Source organism: Neptunomonas qingdaonensis, from assembly GCF_900113275.1.
GTDB lineage: Bacteria > Pseudomonadota > Gammaproteobacteria > Pseudomonadales > Balneatricaceae > Neptunomonas > Neptunomonas qingdaonensis.
In genome coordinates, this window is the sequence record NZ_FOOU01000004.1 from 170,074 (window position 1) to 185,719 (window position 15,646).

General features: G+C 47.3%; 11 protein-coding genes. 5 read left to right on the plus strand and 6 right to left on the minus strand.

Annotated features, from left to right (window positions below; translation table 11 throughout):
• The first annotated feature begins 142 nt into the window (after window positions 1-142).
• Window positions 143-739: a helix-turn-helix domain-containing protein gene (locus BM099_RS07790; protein ID WP_090726441.1), complete on the plus strand. Its 597-nt coding sequence runs from the start codon at window positions 143-145 to the stop codon at window positions 737-739.
• Window positions 740-828: 89 nt separating this feature from the next.
• Here BM099_RS07790 and BM099_RS07795 read toward each other — a convergent pair whose 3' ends face one another.
• Window positions 829-1,959 carry an aminomethyl transferase family protein gene (locus BM099_RS07795; protein WP_090726443.1) on the minus strand — a complete coding sequence of 377 codons (1,131 nt, stop codon included), beginning with the start codon at window positions 1,957-1,959 and terminating at the stop codon, window positions 829-831.
• Between the two features lie 477 nt (window positions 1,960-2,436).
• On the opposite strand from BM099_RS07795, the gene BM099_RS07800 reads away from it, so the two are divergent.
• On the plus strand, window positions 2,437-3,528 hold the full coding sequence (locus tag BM099_RS07800) for a hypothetical protein (RefSeq protein ID WP_090726445.1): 1,092 nt from the start codon (window positions 2,437-2,439) through the stop codon (window positions 3,526-3,528).
• 171 nt (window positions 3,529-3,699) lie between these two features.
• Here the strand turns inward: BM099_RS07800 and BM099_RS07805 are convergent, their stop codons facing one another.
• Complete coding sequence (locus tag BM099_RS07805; RefSeq protein WP_232349063.1) at window positions 3,700-4,446, minus strand: lytic transglycosylase domain-containing protein; 747 nt, start codon at window positions 4,444-4,446, stop codon at window positions 3,700-3,702.
• A gap of 159 nt (window positions 4,447-4,605) precedes the next feature.
• Window positions 4,606-5,058 (minus strand): Lrp/AsnC family transcriptional regulator, encoded by a 453-nt coding sequence (locus tag BM099_RS07810; RefSeq protein ID WP_090726448.1) that lies wholly within the window; start codon window positions 5,056-5,058, stop codon window positions 4,606-4,608.
• A 155-nt stretch (window positions 5,059-5,213) separates the two neighbouring features.
• Here BM099_RS07810 and BM099_RS07815 point away from each other — a divergent pair, with 155 nt between their 5' ends.
• Together BM099_RS07815 and BM099_RS07820 are read left to right on the plus strand one after the other, a co-directional pair.
• Window positions 5,214-8,747 carry an indolepyruvate ferredoxin oxidoreductase family protein gene (locus BM099_RS07815; RefSeq protein WP_090726450.1) on the plus strand — a complete coding sequence of 1,178 codons (3,534 nt, stop codon included), beginning with the start codon at window positions 5,214-5,216 and terminating at the stop codon, window positions 8,745-8,747.
• Between the two features lie 2 nt (window positions 8,748-8,749).
• Window positions 8,750-9,946, plus strand: coding sequence for an amino acid aminotransferase (locus BM099_RS07820; RefSeq protein WP_090726452.1), 1,197 nt, complete (start codon window positions 8,750-8,752; stop codon window positions 9,944-9,946).
• 75 nt (window positions 9,947-10,021) lie between these two features.
• On the opposite strand, the gene gbdR is transcribed toward BM099_RS07820, so the two are convergent.
• Window positions 10,022-11,146: a choline metabolism transcriptional regulator GbdR gene (gene gbdR / locus BM099_RS07825; protein WP_090726815.1), complete on the minus strand. Its 1,125-nt coding sequence runs from the start codon at window positions 11,144-11,146 to the stop codon at window positions 10,022-10,024.
• 429 nt (window positions 11,147-11,575) lie between these two features.
• Here gbdR and fdhA point away from each other — a divergent pair, with 429 nt between their 5' ends.
• Window positions 11,576-12,775: a formaldehyde dehydrogenase, glutathione-independent gene (gene fdhA, locus BM099_RS07830; protein ID WP_090726453.1), complete on the plus strand. Its 1,200-nt coding sequence runs from the start codon at window positions 11,576-11,578 to the stop codon at window positions 12,773-12,775.
• Window positions 12,776-12,961: 186 nt separating this feature from the next.
• Here the strand turns inward: fdhA and BM099_RS07835 are convergent, their stop codons facing one another.
• Window positions 12,962-13,684: a 3'-5' exonuclease gene (locus tag BM099_RS07835; protein ID WP_090726454.1), complete on the minus strand. Its 723-nt coding sequence runs from the start codon at window positions 13,682-13,684 to the stop codon at window positions 12,962-12,964.
• An 11-nt stretch (window positions 13,685-13,695) separates the two neighbouring features.
• Window positions 13,696-15,624 (minus strand): putative nucleotidyltransferase substrate binding domain-containing protein, encoded by a 1,929-nt coding sequence (locus BM099_RS07840; RefSeq protein ID WP_090726456.1) that lies wholly within the window; start codon window positions 15,622-15,624, stop codon window positions 13,696-13,698.
• Between the last annotated feature and the right edge of the window lie 22 nt (window positions 15,625-15,646).

Below are 15,646 nucleotides of genomic sequence, written 5' to 3' on the forward strand. Positions count from 1 at the left end.
CTTTGAAGTGTAAGTTATTGATATTTATACGACTGGTAAATAATATTTCTTTGTGGGAATATTTAATCATTAGAATATATAAATCAGATCCGACGATCCTTTGCATATAATTGGTGCATACGCCCAAGAAGGGAGCAAAAAAATGACAGATGGAAAGAATGAGAAGTTCAATCTCGATCAATACATAGGTATGAAAGTTAAGAAAGCACGCACACAGGAAGGACTTAAAATTACAGATGTTGCCCGGATTTCAGGGATTAGTCAGGGCATGGTCAGCAAAATTGAAAACGCACAGGTCTCCACCAGTCTTGATACTCTCAGTCGCTTGTGTGTCGCCATTGGCTTACCCATATCACGACTCTTCAGCGATTACGATGTGCCTGATGGTGGCGCTCAATTCACAAAGTCCGGTGAAGGCTTAGAAGTCGTGCGTCGAGGAACAGAAAAGGGGCATACCTATCAACTGCTGACGTATCAACGTGGTGGAAAAAAGAGCTTCGAACCCTTTTTAGTGACAATGGATGATGTCTCAGAAGTATTCCCTACCTTTTCCCATCCGGGTGAAGAGTTTATTCATTTACTCTCTGGAAAATTAACCTACCGGCATGGAAATCATACCTACCAGATGGAAGCGGGAGACAGTTTGACTTTCGATGCTCAGATACCCCATGGGCCAGAAACACTGGAAGAGGTACCCATAAAATTGCTTTCTATTATTAACTACAGTGATGGCGAATAACCCAGATCACCTTAACGCAGACAAAGTTACGCTATCTCTTGCTTGGTAATCTCTGGCTTACAAGAGATAGCGATATATCAACTTTTATATCAACCTTTTGCGGTGCGCTTTTTCTTTTCAGGATCATCGAACGGTAATGAATGCGCAATAGCCGCTACCTGGATACTCCCTTTAACTTCAAGCCGCGCCCCCTGTTCAGCATAGCCAGTATCAAAACGAGCAATTGCCATCGATTTCTGCGTTAGCCTTGAGAACATACCACAGGTAATGACGCCAACCTGTTTTCCATCCGCCCATAAGGTGTCGCCTTCAGCGGCAGCCTCTGCGCCTTCAAGTAATACACCGAAAATTTTGAATCGTTCCTGTCCCTGCATTCGAAAATGCTCATTGGCGCCGCGAAACTCTGTTTTATCTTTAGAGACGGTAAAATCCAATCCGAGCTCCCACAATGTATCACCGGCGGCTTCATTTTCGAACGGGTACATTTCAGAGTTATCGTAGGGGTAGAACAATAGATAACTTTCTACCCTCAACATATCCAATGCTGTAAAGGCACAGGGAATAATACCCATTGATTTGCCTTTTTCCAGAATACTATCCCAGATAAACACCACATCAGCGGCCTTACAGAAAATCTCATATCCCCGCTCGCCGGTATAACCGGTTCGTGAAATCATCACAGGTCGATCAAACAGACGCGTTTGCATATGGTGAAAATAAGGTAGGTCACGAATACCCGGCACATGCTCAGCAAGAAAATCAACCGCAACAGGCCCCTGTAAAGAAATGTCATGCAGGTCATCATCAAACTGAATAACGACTTGGCGTCCTTGTATCGAACGAGTCAGCATTTCATAGCCATTGCCTGCACCAAGCACAACCATAAACGCATTAGGCCCGGTACGGTAAATGACACAGTCATCCACGAATTTACCCATTTCGTTCAAAATTGTTGCGTACACTGACTTTCCCGGATACAACTTCGAGATGTCGCGCGTGGTCGCATATTCCAATAGGCTTTCCGCATGAGGGCCAACGAAATGCACTTTCTTTAAACCCGATACATCCATTAAGCCTGCTTTTGTCCGGATTGCTTCGTGAGCCAGCGACAGATCACTGTCATAGCTCCATGCTGTCCCCATCCCATTCCAGTCTTCTAACTTTGAACCTAATGCCCGATGCCTCTCTGCTAATGCAGAATAACGCCATAAAGTTGCCATATTCAGCTCCTGTATCCTACTTAAAAAAATTACCGATAAGAAATTAATTTTCCTTAAGGGAAAGCAAGTAGTATGCCACTGATACCTGTCATACTTGAGTATGGCGCTTTACTATCTCGTTTGGACCCGATCAAACGCTCCGTTATGGCATAGAGAAGGATGGAAAATGCCCTGCAATCAGGGCTCTGCTGAAAACAAAGTCATTTTCTAATAAACCCATTATTGTCAGAAATAATGGGGACGTCCCAACAGTGTTAATATCTAAGGATTCCCCTCAGCATCATATTGACGCACTTAAATGTACTAACAGCGGCAACAACACTTGAAGCTTGCACCAAATAGACGCACAGCCCCTTTTCTCCCTGACAGTATCAGGCAACCGCTTTCCAATGGCTGGTGACTAGTATTAATCAGCAAAAATAATGTGAGGATTTCTGATATTATTTCTTTCTTTTAATTTCATAGGATTGCGACGCAATGACGACCTCGCCTATAAAAATAATTGCAGGCTATGCGCAGATTGATCAGGACGAAAGTGCTTTACTGCATCGACACCGCGCACAATATCAAACTCGTTTAGACGCTATCCAGCAACTAAAAATAACGCCAACGTTATTAACCATCGATCCTTTATCTACCGATTGGCATAGCGATCAACAACCGAATCACTTTCGCAGTGGCTGCGCGCCTATCATGGCGCTGAAGCAGGCTCAGCTATTAATTGAACAAGGCCATGAAGCGGTTATTATTAGTGGCGACGACCCGGTAAAGAGCGGCTATGGCCGTGAAGAACGCCACCAACTGATGTCTGTTTACGCTGATGATTATTCGATCGCACAGTTATATAACGATCTGGCTAACGAGTTTATTAAGGAGAACCATAGTAACGAACAACAGTTTTTAGCACTTGCAGATGCCCTCTTTACTAACCACAGCCGTAGTCACAAGATCGCTGAGCAAGAGGGGCGTGCGCATTTTCCCGCGCCTGGATCAAAATGGTTTTCTCATGTGACGCCACTCTTTCGTGGCGTTGATTGCGCTAATCCTTTGGTAGATTTTTCAGGTCGCTTGTTATTATGCAGCGAAGCATTAGCGCAAAAAATCAATTGCCATGATGATAACATCGTCAATGTTACGGGCATTGGCTTAGGGCTACTCGATATTGATGAAGTTAAGCAATTATCACTGATTGCCCGATACGAACATTTAACACAGGCTTACCAAACGGCGTGCAAACAAGCCAATCTAGACTTAACGCCCTTGATCACTGACGACAAAGTTTTAATGGAAATTTACACTTGTTACCCTGTGGTACCGCTCGCCTTCCTGATCAGTAGCGGTATAGTCACCTCACTCGATGAAGTGCCCGCATTTTTAGACAAGCACTTACTGACCATTACCGGTGGTATGAATCTGGCGCGCGCGCCGTGGAACAACCCTGCGCTGAATGGCTTAATTGAGATGTACCAGCAACTCATCTCTAGTTCACATCAATACGGGCTAGTACATGGGAACGGCGGCATCGGTTATCGACAGGGTATTGCCATCCTGGAAGCGAACCACCGCTAAGCTTACATATCAGCCAAATATCAACTATTGGCGCTCCTATAACTCCCGTATCACTCCCCTATTGCGGCTCTTATTTTCCGTCTGACTTATCAAGCAGACGGATTACAGACGGATAGCCCCTGTAGAGATTGTAATCATTGTCCTACTGCAGACGATCTTCTGCAGAATAACCTACGGAATCGCTCTTTGATAACGCTTAAGTAAAATGCTCACCCTTTCTACATAGGCTTTGGTTTCAGCAAACGGGGGGATGCCATTATATTTTCTTACCGCACCCGGGCCGGCATTATAGGCAGCGGTTGCTCGTGTTATATCTCCCCGATACATTCCCAGTAGCTCAGCAAGATATTTGGCCCCGCCTTTTATGTTTTCAGCCGCATCTAAGGCATCATTAACCCCCAGCTCTTTGGCGGTTGCAGGCATCAATTGCATCAAACCCTGCGCCCCCTGGCTCGACACTGCTGCCGCATTAAAAGCAGATTCGGCATGCATTACGGCACGAATCAAAGCGGGATCCACAGCATGTTGCTTCGCGCTCTGGCTGACATAAGTTTCAAATGAGGTTAAATTTAAAGGCGTGTTGTGCCAGTTAACCGTCGATCCAGGATTACAGGCAAAGCAGGCAAACTTAAGCGTCGAAAACTGAATACCTTTGCGCGGCTTTTGGTCGGAAAAAGTAAGTACACCGTTCGCTTCCCGGTATTTATAAATGGATTCTGTACTATTCTTTTTACCTGAATAGCGGACTGTCTTGCCTTGTGAGCCAGCACTTACATTGGTGTACTCAACTACGCCATCAGCACGCACGATTTTACGAATACCTTCCGCTGCCCATACACTATCCGACAAACATAAAAGTCCGATGATGAAAGCGACACAATGAGCTTTCTGAGGCACTTTCTTAGCGATACGTTTCAAGAGCCAACCCTTTTCAAACCCAACCAAAGCAAAATAGGAATCACAATTAATTAAACTTAATAAGTGCACCTGATATGGACACCTGATACGTTCACTTAATACCTGATACCTTCTCTTAAGTAGAGTTTAGCCGATAATTTACAATTACCCAGAAATCACTTACACCTTAAGTGCTGTTTCACATTTAATCTCGCGTAAGGCGAAATTTGAATGCACCTGGGAAATACCTTCCAATGGAAATACCTTGTCATTCAGAAAACGGTCATAGGCTTTAATATCGGACACCATCACGCGTAGCACAAAATCAGCATTGCCGGTCACGGCATAACACTGTAATACCTCTTCGCAGACCTTCATTGCCGCTTCAAATGCTTTGGTTTCATCCACTGAATGCCGCAACAATGACACCATCACCAGAACACACAACCCTTGCTCCACCGCATCAGAATCGACAAGCGCCGCATATTTACGGATCACTTTTTTATTCTCTAATGCATTCACCCGCCGCCAGCAGGCTGCCGCTGACAAACCCACCTCATCGGCCAACTGCTGATTACTCATTCGTCCATCCTGCTGGAGGATACGCAAAATATGCCGATCAAAAGCATCCATTAATATAATCCACTATTTGTAATTTATTTTTAATAAGTTAACTATTTACGAAAGAATATTCCATTTTGTTGCATTTTTACACATTAAATAGAAAGCACCTTTCTCCAAAAAACACCTAAACTGATTAAATAACAAACAATAAAAGTAGCCTCCTTATGACTAAGCCAGAACTCCCATCAGAGAAGCCGACCAATAACGCGCCTGCACTAGATAACTACGCACTTAACGACCGCTACACGCGTACGCAGGGACGTGTATTTTTAACCGGTACCCAAGCACTGGTGCGCATTCCACTCGTACAAGCCCAGTTGGACAAAGAGAATGGCCTGAATACCGGTGGTTTTATTAGTGGTTATCGCGGCTCTCCTTTGGGAGGCTATGACCAGGCACTGTGGAGTGCTAAAGCATTATTAGCACAGCATCATATCGAATTTATTCCAGCGATAAATGAAGACCTCGCCGCCACACTGGTACTGGGTTCTCAACAAGTAGAAACCGACCCCGATAAAACCGTCGACGGTGTATTCTCAATCTGGTACGGAAAAGGCCCTGGTGTTGACAGAGCCGGCGATGCGCTAAAGCATGGTAATACCTATGGTAGTTCTCCTCACGGTGGCGTGTTAGTCGTTGCAGGCGATGATCACGGTTGTGTTTCTTCCTCTATGCCACATCAGTCCGACGTTGCTTTTATGGCCTGGTTTATGCCGACCATTAACCCGGCAAGCATTGCAGAGTATGAAGAGTTTGGCTTATGGGGATATGCGTTATCTCGCTTTTCAGGGATGTGGGTAGGCTTTAAAGCGATCTCTGAAACGGTCGAAAGCGCCTCTAGTGTTGAACTCAAACCCTTACCCACATTCAAAATACCGGACGACTTCACAGCTCCCGCCGAAGGTCTGCATTATCGCTGGCCTGACCTCCCTGGCCCACAGCTTGAAACACGAATTGAGCATAAACTCGCTGCCGTACAGGCGTTCGCCAGAGCCAACCCTATTGATAAGAAAATCGTCACGGCTGCTGGTGCTAAACTGGGTATTGTCAGCACCGGCAAGGCACACCTGGACTTAATGGAAGCACTTGAGCTGCTCGGCCTACCTGAACAAAGATTACAAGCGCTGGACATAGAAATTTATAAAATAGGTCTGGTCTGGCCGCTTGAGCGCAAAGGGATTCTCGACTTTGTGCATGGCAAGCAAGAGATTCTGGTTATCGAAGAAAAGCGCGGCATTATCGAGAGTCAGATAAAGGAGGCGATGTCAGAGCCCGACCGCCCTGGCGAGGTACTGATCACCGGCAAGCAAGATGAAAACGGCCAGCCACTCATCCCATATGTAGGGGAGCTGAGCCCTTCTTTACTCGCCTCTTTTCTGGCGGCGCGTTTACAGCGTCTCTTCGATCTCAGTTTTACCAATGAGTTACAGCAGATCAAGGAGTCCGGAGTTACGGTTAAAGATCCTGGTGGCGTGCGTCGTATGCCCTATTTTTGTTCCGGTTGCCCACACAACCGCTCAACCAAAGTGCCTGAAGGCAGTAAAGCACTCGCCGGCATCGGCTGTCACTTTATGGCCTCATGGATGGGACGCAACACCGAGTCGCTGATTCAGATGGGTGGTGAAGGCGTAAACTGGGCGAGTAAATCTCGCTTTACCGGCAACGGGCATATCTTCCAGAATCTGGGCGAAGGCACCTACTTCCACTCCGGCTCGATGGCCATTCGCCAATCGATTGCCGCAGGCTCTAACATCACCTACAAAATTCTCTTTAACGATGCGGTCGCCATGACCGGAGGCCAGCCTGTAGACGGACAAATATCGGTTCCGGCTATCGCACAACAAGTACACTCAGAAGGCGCGAATCGCATTGCCGTGCTTAGCGATCAACCCGAGAAATATAAGGGTCATGAGGGTGAATTCCCCAAAGGTACAAGCTTCTATCACCGCGATGAACTTGATAGCGTGCAGCGTGAGTTACGTGAAATAAAAGGCGTGACGGTTCTCATCTATGATCAAACCTGCGCGGCAGAAAAACGCCGCCTGCGTAAACGAGGCCAATTTCCTGATCCGGCCAAACGCGTCATGATCAATCATCATGTGTGTGAAAGCTGTGGCGACTGTTCCGCACAGTCCAACTGCTTATCCATTGTACCTCGCGTGACTGAAATGGGTGTTAAACGTCAGATCGACCAGTCTTCCTGTAACAAGGACTTCAGTTGTGTTAACGGTTTCTGTCCTAGTTTTGTGACCATCGAAGGCGGCCAACTGCGCAAACCCAAAGGCCTCAGCCCGGATGCTGTCACCGAGCAGCTTGCCAAGATACCCAGCCCGTTAATTCCACCACTGAGCGGGACCTATGACCTGCTGGTCAGTGGTGTCGGGGGCACAGGTGTTGTCACTGTCGGCGCGTTAATCACCATGGCCGCGCATCTTGAAGGCAAGGGCTCCAGCGTGCTCGACTTTATGGGGTTCGCGCAAAAAGGGGGGGCGGTACTCAGCTATGTGCGCGTAGCACCGTCACCGCAGGATATTCATCAGGTACGTACCGATCACGGTCGTGCGGATGCATTAATCGCCTGTGACATGGTGGTCGCCACCTCCGCTAAAGCGCTGGATGTACTCCGTCACAATCACACCAAAGCTGTGGTTAACCTTGCCGAAATGGCGACCGCTGACCACGTCCTTTATCGGGATGCCGATATCGAAAGTAATAAACGTGTAAACCTACTGGCTGATGCTGTAGGTGACAGCCAGTTCTCGACACTGGACGCCAACACGCTTGCGCTTCATTTGTTGGGCGATACGGTTTTCTCAAACGTGATGATGCTGGGTTACGCCTGGCAGAAAGGCCTGATTCCCATCTCTGAAACGGCACTGACTCGCGCTATCGAACTTAACGCGGTAGCGGTCGATAAAAATAAAACCGCCTTCAGTTGGGGACGCTTAGCGGCCAGCATGCCAGACTATGTTACGCAAGCGGCACATCCACAACCCAGTAAAGCCACTGAGACACTTGAGCAGAAAATTCAGCGCTTCGCAGACACACTAAAGGGTTACCAAAGCCAAAAACTCGCGGATCAGTACTTACAGCACATCAATAGTATTCGTCAGTTGGACAAACAACTGAGCGAGCAACGCGGCAACTCGACAAAGAACCTTAACGGTAACAACCACGAACAACTGACCGAGGTTGTCGCAACTCAGCTGTATCGATTGATGGCGACCAAAGATGAGTATGAAGTGGCACGTTTGTACACGGATACTGATTTCCTGCAAGAGGTAGAAAATACCTTTGAAGGTGACTATAAAGTCCACTTTAACTTCGCTCCCCCCATTTTAGGCGGCAAAGTTGTCAATGGGCGACCTGTTAAACGACAATTTGGCCCGTGGATGTTGAAATCCTTGCGAATGCTCGCCAAAATGCGCGGTATACGTCATACAATGCTGGATCCTTTCCGTTTTTCTGCCGATCGAAAACTGGATAGACAACTGCTAGCCAGTTACAAACACCTCATAGCCATGTTGCAAAGCCAGACAACACAACACAACTATGATCTGGCGCTGCAGCTTGCCAACCTTCCAAAAGAGATTCGTGGCTACGGTCCTGTTCGGGAAACAGCAGCAGAGAAAGCGGCACAGCAACACTCTGCATTATTGGCACAGTACCAACAAGCCACTCAAGGCGCAGGAGAATAGTCATGTTCGAACATCTGCACGCATTACCCGCAGACCCCATCCTAAACCTGATGGTTCAGTACCGTAAGGATAACAACCCGCTAAAAGTTGATTTAGGCGTAGGTGTCTATAAAGACGAGCAAGGCCATACTGCTATCATGCAGGCTGTCACCGCAGCGGAAACACACCTGTTGGCAACAGAAACAACCAAAACCTACATCGGCCCTGCCGGTGCAGAAGGTTTTAATTACCATATCAGCCGTTTGCTGCTGGGTAATGATCATAGCGCAATCAAAGATCAGCGCATCACCGTTGCACAAACGCCTGGCGGCTGCGGTGCACTGCGCATGGCCGCAGAGTTCACGGCTAAATGCTCGCCGGAGACAACCGTCTGGGTGAGTGATCCAACATGGGCAAACCATATCCCACTGCTAAAAGGTGCCCGATTAAATATTACGGAATATCCTTATTACGATGGTGAGACAAAAGGTATCCGGTTCGATGACATGTGCAGCGCGTTGGAATCGGCCAAGGCTGGCGATGTCGTATTGTTACACGGCTGCTGCCACAACCCGAGTGGTGCTGACCTTTCAACAGCACAATGGGATGTTATAGCCGAGTTGCTGATGCGTAAAAACCTGATTCCGTTTGTCGATATCGCTTATCAGGGCTTAGGAGATGGCTTGGCTGAAGACGCTTATGGGGTTCGCTTGTTGGCAGACAAAGCCCCCGAAATGCTGATCGCCAGCTCCTGCTCTAAAAACTTTGGCCTGTATCGTGAAAGAACCGGTTCAGTGATTATCATTTCACCTAACCAGCAGCAGGCTGCCGTATCTGCGAGCAATCTTTTCAGTCTCATCCGTGGCCACTACTCGATGCCGCCCGCACATGGGGCTGCCATTGTTGAAACTATTCTGGGTAATGCAGAGCTGACTAAAAGCTGGGATAACGAACTCACAGTGATGCGTAACCGTATCCTGCAATTACGTCATCAACTGGCTCAGGAGATTGCGGCAACAGGCTGCTCGCAAGACTTTAGCTTCATACCCCGGCAAAAAGGGATGTTCTCTTTCTTAGGGATAAACAAAGATCAGGTGGCTCGGCTGCGTGATGAGCATGCCATCTATATGGTGGACTCCAGCCGGATCAATATTGCCGGCTTATCCTCTACGAATCTAGGTTATGTAGCACAATCGTTAAGTAAGGTCCTGAAAGGCTAAGTCCCACAATACTGCCATAGCACAAGCATTGATCAGCCAATAGAAAGGTGAGCAATGCTTGTGCTTGCGACACAATTATTGAATTGCGATTGACCCATAACTAGGTTCGGTTTGCGCTTGAAATAACGCCGTTGCCGAGCGGACAGCGGGGATGACAACCTCTTGATCGATAAGGGGCTGACGAAGCCGATTATTGCGTGTGGTATCCGTCCAGGTACCTTTACGCTCATCCCGTGGCGAAATACCAATATGTTTACGATAGCAACGGCTAAAATGCGGCGTAGAGACAAAGCCACATGCCGTTGATATTTCAACAATCGACAAGTTCGACTGTTTCAGCAACTGCCTGGCACGGTCTAAACGTAACTTTAAATAATAACGCGATGGCGAGCAGTCCAGATGTTTTAAAAACATCCTTTCAAGCTGTCGACGGGAAACCGCCACAAAATTTGCCAACTCATCTAATTCAAATGGTTCTTCAAGATTGGCTTCCATTAATTCAATAATATCGACCAACTTCTGCATCGGCTGACCATTCGTATGCAACTGGCGCAACGAAACACGCTGCTGGTCAAACTCCCCCCGTACCCGGTCACAAATAAACATATCAGACACCGCACCGGATAACTTGCCACCATACTTTAATGCAATGTAGTTGAGAAACATGTCCATGGCGGTTGTCCCGCCAGAAGATGTCATGCGGTTCTTATCGATACTATATAAACGATTATTACAACGTACTTTAGGGTAACGCTCCTGCATAGACGCCAAACATTCCCAATGGATACTGCTTTCATAATTATCGAGTAAACCTGCATGCGCTAAAACATAAGCGCCCGTACAGATCCCCCCCAGCGTATAATTTTTTCGCCCCAACGCGCGTAACCAGCTAACCTGTCGCTGGCTGAAGCTGCGTGTAATATCAACACCGCCAACCACAATGATCATGTCCAAAACCGGAGCGTTAAGAATGGAAAAGTCAGGGGTAAATGAGAGTCCGTCGCTGGCCTTCACCAAGCAACCATCTTCTGAAATCAGCTGCCAACTAAATAGTTCCTCGCCGGATAACTGATTGGCCATTCGTAGCGTCTCAATGGCCGATGCCAACGCAATCATCGTGAAGTTATCGAGTAACAAGAAACCAACACGTGTTAGCGTTTTGCTTTTGATCGCTGGGTTAGATGTCATACCTGAAGCCATTGTAGTGCCCTCATCGAGCTCTTCTGATGCACAGAAAGAGGTCAGTTCTAAATTATAATTATTACCGAAATAACTGTCAGTCCAGTTTTTAAAAGCACCAGAAATAGCCAATTTTCTGAGCACATCCCGCACGGGAGTTACTGCCAATAATATCTCTCAAATGAAATTTAATGCGTCCAAAAACGACGCATATCAGGCATAGATTATCTAAAAGCGACGAATTATTTTTTATTTCATGATGTATATCAAGTTTCCCAGACAAATGATCTGTTTTCTCATCAATCAAAGCCTGAAAAAAAAGGATTCACATCGACTGAATGTCTTAAATAGACACGTATCGGGTTATTAGAGTCATGTAGTAAAACCCCGGGCAGCATAGAGTGAGCAACTGAGGCATTACTCAGCCATAAAAATAACAGGAGTGTATACATGACAAGCCACTTTGATAACCGTGGGGTAGTTTATAAAGGCCCCGGTGAAGTTGCCGTAGAATCCATCGCATTTCCAGAGCTCGCCATTGGCAAAAGAAAGTGTAATCACGGCGTTATTTTACGAGTATTAACAACTAACATCTGTGGTTCTGATCAGCATATGGTACGCGGCAGGACCACTGCTGAAGCCGGCTTAGTCCTGGGCCATGAAATAACCGGACAAATTATTGAGTGCGGCTCAGATGTCGAGTTTCTTCATCCGGGCGATGTCGTTTCTGTTCCTTTCAATATCGCCTGTGGCCGCTGCCGTAACTGCAAAGAAGGCAACACGGGTATCTGCCTTAATGTTAACCCTGCCCGCCCGGGTGCTGCCTATGGTTATGTCGATATGGGTGGCTGGGTCGGAGGCCAGGCAGAATATGTCATGGTCCCCTATGCCGATTTCAATCTACTGAAGTTTCCTGATCCTGAACAAGCCATGGAAAAGATCAAAGACTTAACATTACTCTCTGACATCTTTCCAACAGGCTTCCACGGTTGTGTTACCGCAGGCGTTGGCCCGGGTTCAACCGTTTACATCGCGGGTGCCGGCCCTGTCGGTCTCGCTGCGGCAGCTGCCGCACACTTACTGGGTGCCGCCTGCGTTATTGTTGGCGACATGGTAACAGACCGTCTGAAGCAAGCAGAAAGCTTTGGCTGCGAAACTATCGACCTACGTGAAGAAGGCGATATGGCTGATAAGCTGGAAGTTATTCTGGGTGAACGCGAAGTCGATGCCTTTGTCGACTGCGTTGGTTTTGAAGCACACGCATGTGGATGTAACCACGGCCAGGAAGCCCCCGCAACCGTACTCAACTCCGCTATGCAGATTACCCGTGCAGGCGGGCAAATCGGTATTCCAGGGCTTTATGTGACAGAAGATCCGGGTGCGATGGATGATGCCGCTAAAATTGGCGCACTGAGCATGCGCTTTGGTTTGGGCTGGGCTAAATCTCATTCTTTTCATACCGGCCAATGCCCGGTTATGAAGTATCATCGCCCGTTAATGCAGGCCATTCTTTTTGACAAAGTTAAAATTGCTGATGCCGTTAACGTCCAGATGATTACACTGGATCAGGCACCCGAAGGCTATGCTGACTTTGATGGTGGCGCGGCGAAGAAGTATGTTATTGATCCACATAATAGCGTTAAATCCTAACAGGGCTGCAAAGAGAGAGAGAGAGCAAAACCCCGACAAGATTAGCGGCTGTAGAATCTAAAGCTAGCTAGATTAAACGCATCTTCAAGGGATGCGTTTTTTGTTTGATAAAAAGAAAAAAACTCACGTTAACCAACAAGCTTTACGCAGCAAACTTATCTCAGCTATATCTCAGTTATATCTCAGTTATCGCCACAACTCAGCAATCCGTGTATCCGGGGAATAGTGGTAGGCGACCTGCGCTTGTAGCAATTCCGCTGTGGCAACCGCATCCGTTAGTGCTTCATGCTGTTTGTAAAAGGGTAAATTGTATCGGGCACGGCTGTCGGAAAGGCGGATGGATAGCGGCTTACGCCCGAAGAAACGACAGACAAATGCTTTAACCCCCTTACGATGTAAACGGGCTTCCAGGTCCATCGTATCCACCACCGGAAAACAGATCCCCTCTCCCAGCCTGACTTTGAGCGCGGCATGAAGAAACTCCCGCTCGATGTAACGATAATGGGCAACCACGACACGTCCTGCAAGCGCTGCCAATAACGGCTCCAATACGCGCATCAAATCCGGTGCATTGTTAATAGCCGAGTGAGTAATACCATGAATAACGACTGACTCTGTTGCCAGATGCTGGCGAGGATTCAAAATCCATTGCTTAGCGTCTTTACAGTAAATTCGCTGCAGCGTAAAAGGTACCAAACCGATACTCACAATATCGTCTTCATTTGCATTCAGACCCGTAGTTTCAAAGTCCAACGCGACAAAAGTCACCTCTTTTAATGGCGTATCCGCAGCCACCGCGCCCTGCTCATAAAATGCCCGTATTCGAGTATCTTTGGCCGTTAGCGCTTGCTCCTTAACCCTCTGTGACCAGTCGATAGTGTGCTTTTCTCTGCTTTTGAGACGCGTCATTCTCAACCGCCTCAATAGGGGTAACGAAATTTAAGAAAGCGCTGGCTATTACTCAGCACCTGAAAAGCATCTTTGAGGTTTCGCCGTTCAAATTCAGACAAGTGCTCTGGTTCAATATTATTATCCGCCGTGCGCCCTGCTTCGATATCAATAGCCTGATGGCGGATTCTGACCATCGATATAAACTCCAGCGCATCTTTCAAATCGGAAATACGCCCTTCAGGAAGAATTTTGCTTTTAATAATATCGTCCAGCCTTTCAAAAGAGTTCCTGGCTCTGGAGCCTACTGCCAGTGCATGTACCCGGATAAGGTCGGCTAAGGGTGCTGTGCCACGGCGTTTCAAATTAATGGATTTACGGTGCTGACCATCCTGCTCCATCACAAAGTTTTTAAAGAAACCCAACGGAGGTGTCCGGCTCAATGCATTGCGTGCCAGACTGGCTAAGAAACGTGGCTCATGAGACGCTTTTTGAGCAACAAAAATGTTCAGCTGCTCAGCCCAGTGAGTTTGTCCCCAGACGCCCTCTAAATCAAAAAAGATCGAGCAGTTCAACAAGGCTTCAGGAAGCGGATTATCAATCCAGTCAGCAAAACACGCTTCCCATTCATGTCGGGTTTTTCGCCAACGAGGATTTGTCGCCATAATCCCACCGCTACAGTAACTGAAACCACAGGCCGCCAATCCATCACAGACGAAATGTGCCAACGCTTCAAAATACTCAGCATGCAGCTGCGGATCATACTGATTATCCAAAATCAGTGCGTTATCCTGATCAGTGATGATCAACTGTTCATCCCGCGCCATTGAGCCTAACGCCAGAAAGCAGTAAGGCAAAGGCGGCGGACCGAGATGCTCTTCAGCCAATTCCAATAATCGCTGCTTAACACTACGCCCTATCACTGACATCGCACTACCAATCATATGCGAGTTAGCATCTTCATTAACCAGGCGCACAAAGCAGGAGGAGATCTCTTCAGAGATAAGCTTAAGCTCTTCGACACTGTTCTGACGAAATACCGTACCCACCATATACAAACTGCTTTGCGATTCATAACGGACAATGTCAGAGATAGCAATAACACCCACCGGACGACCCTTATCCAGTATCGGCAGATGGTGCAAATTATAGCGAAGCATACTCAGCATCGCCTCAAACGCATAAGCATCTACATCGAGCGTTACCAGATCGGTCGACATCACCTGATCGATAGTCGCGTCTAAGGGGTATCCTGTTGATACCACCCGCGTTCGTAAATCCCTATCCGTAATAATACCAACCATCTGCTGCTCCTCTCCCTCCTGACTTTCAGCAGTCATGGAAGAGAGGGGTGAAGAGAGCGGTGAAGAAAGGGTTGTAGAAAGTGCTGGCGAAGCGGCATTAACGATCAACAAAGAAGATACACCCTCTTCTGTCATCTTCTCTGCGGCTTGACGAATCGTTGCAGTATTCAAAATACTAACCGGCTCACGAGAGATCAACATAGTCGCCTTCGAGACCATTAAGCTATTCGCGTTTTTATCCGAAGCGGCATGCTGCAAGTTTGAGTGATCATCCATTTCGACAAAATAAGCAAAGGCTTCAAACTCGTCACATAACCTAATAAATACTGATTCAGGAATGAAGTAGATCAGTGAGTCTTCCAGCGCTTTAACCGGCAAACGGATAAGGTTATTCATCAGCAAGCCCATCTGTCCGAACAACCCACCCGCACTGAGTCGATTATACAGATCACCGTTACGCCGATAGATTTCAACCGAACCACTACGAATCATGCACAAATCGTGAACTTCATCACCAAAATTAAAGATATTGCTGTCAGCCCGGTAGTAAGCTATTTCAACCTGCTGAGCAATACTATTAAGCGTCTCTTGCGGTAACCCGCTAAAGGGCTGAAACTGGTTCAGAAATCCAGCAACTTCTATATGCTCTGCTTCCATTATGTTCTCTATAAACGCAGCC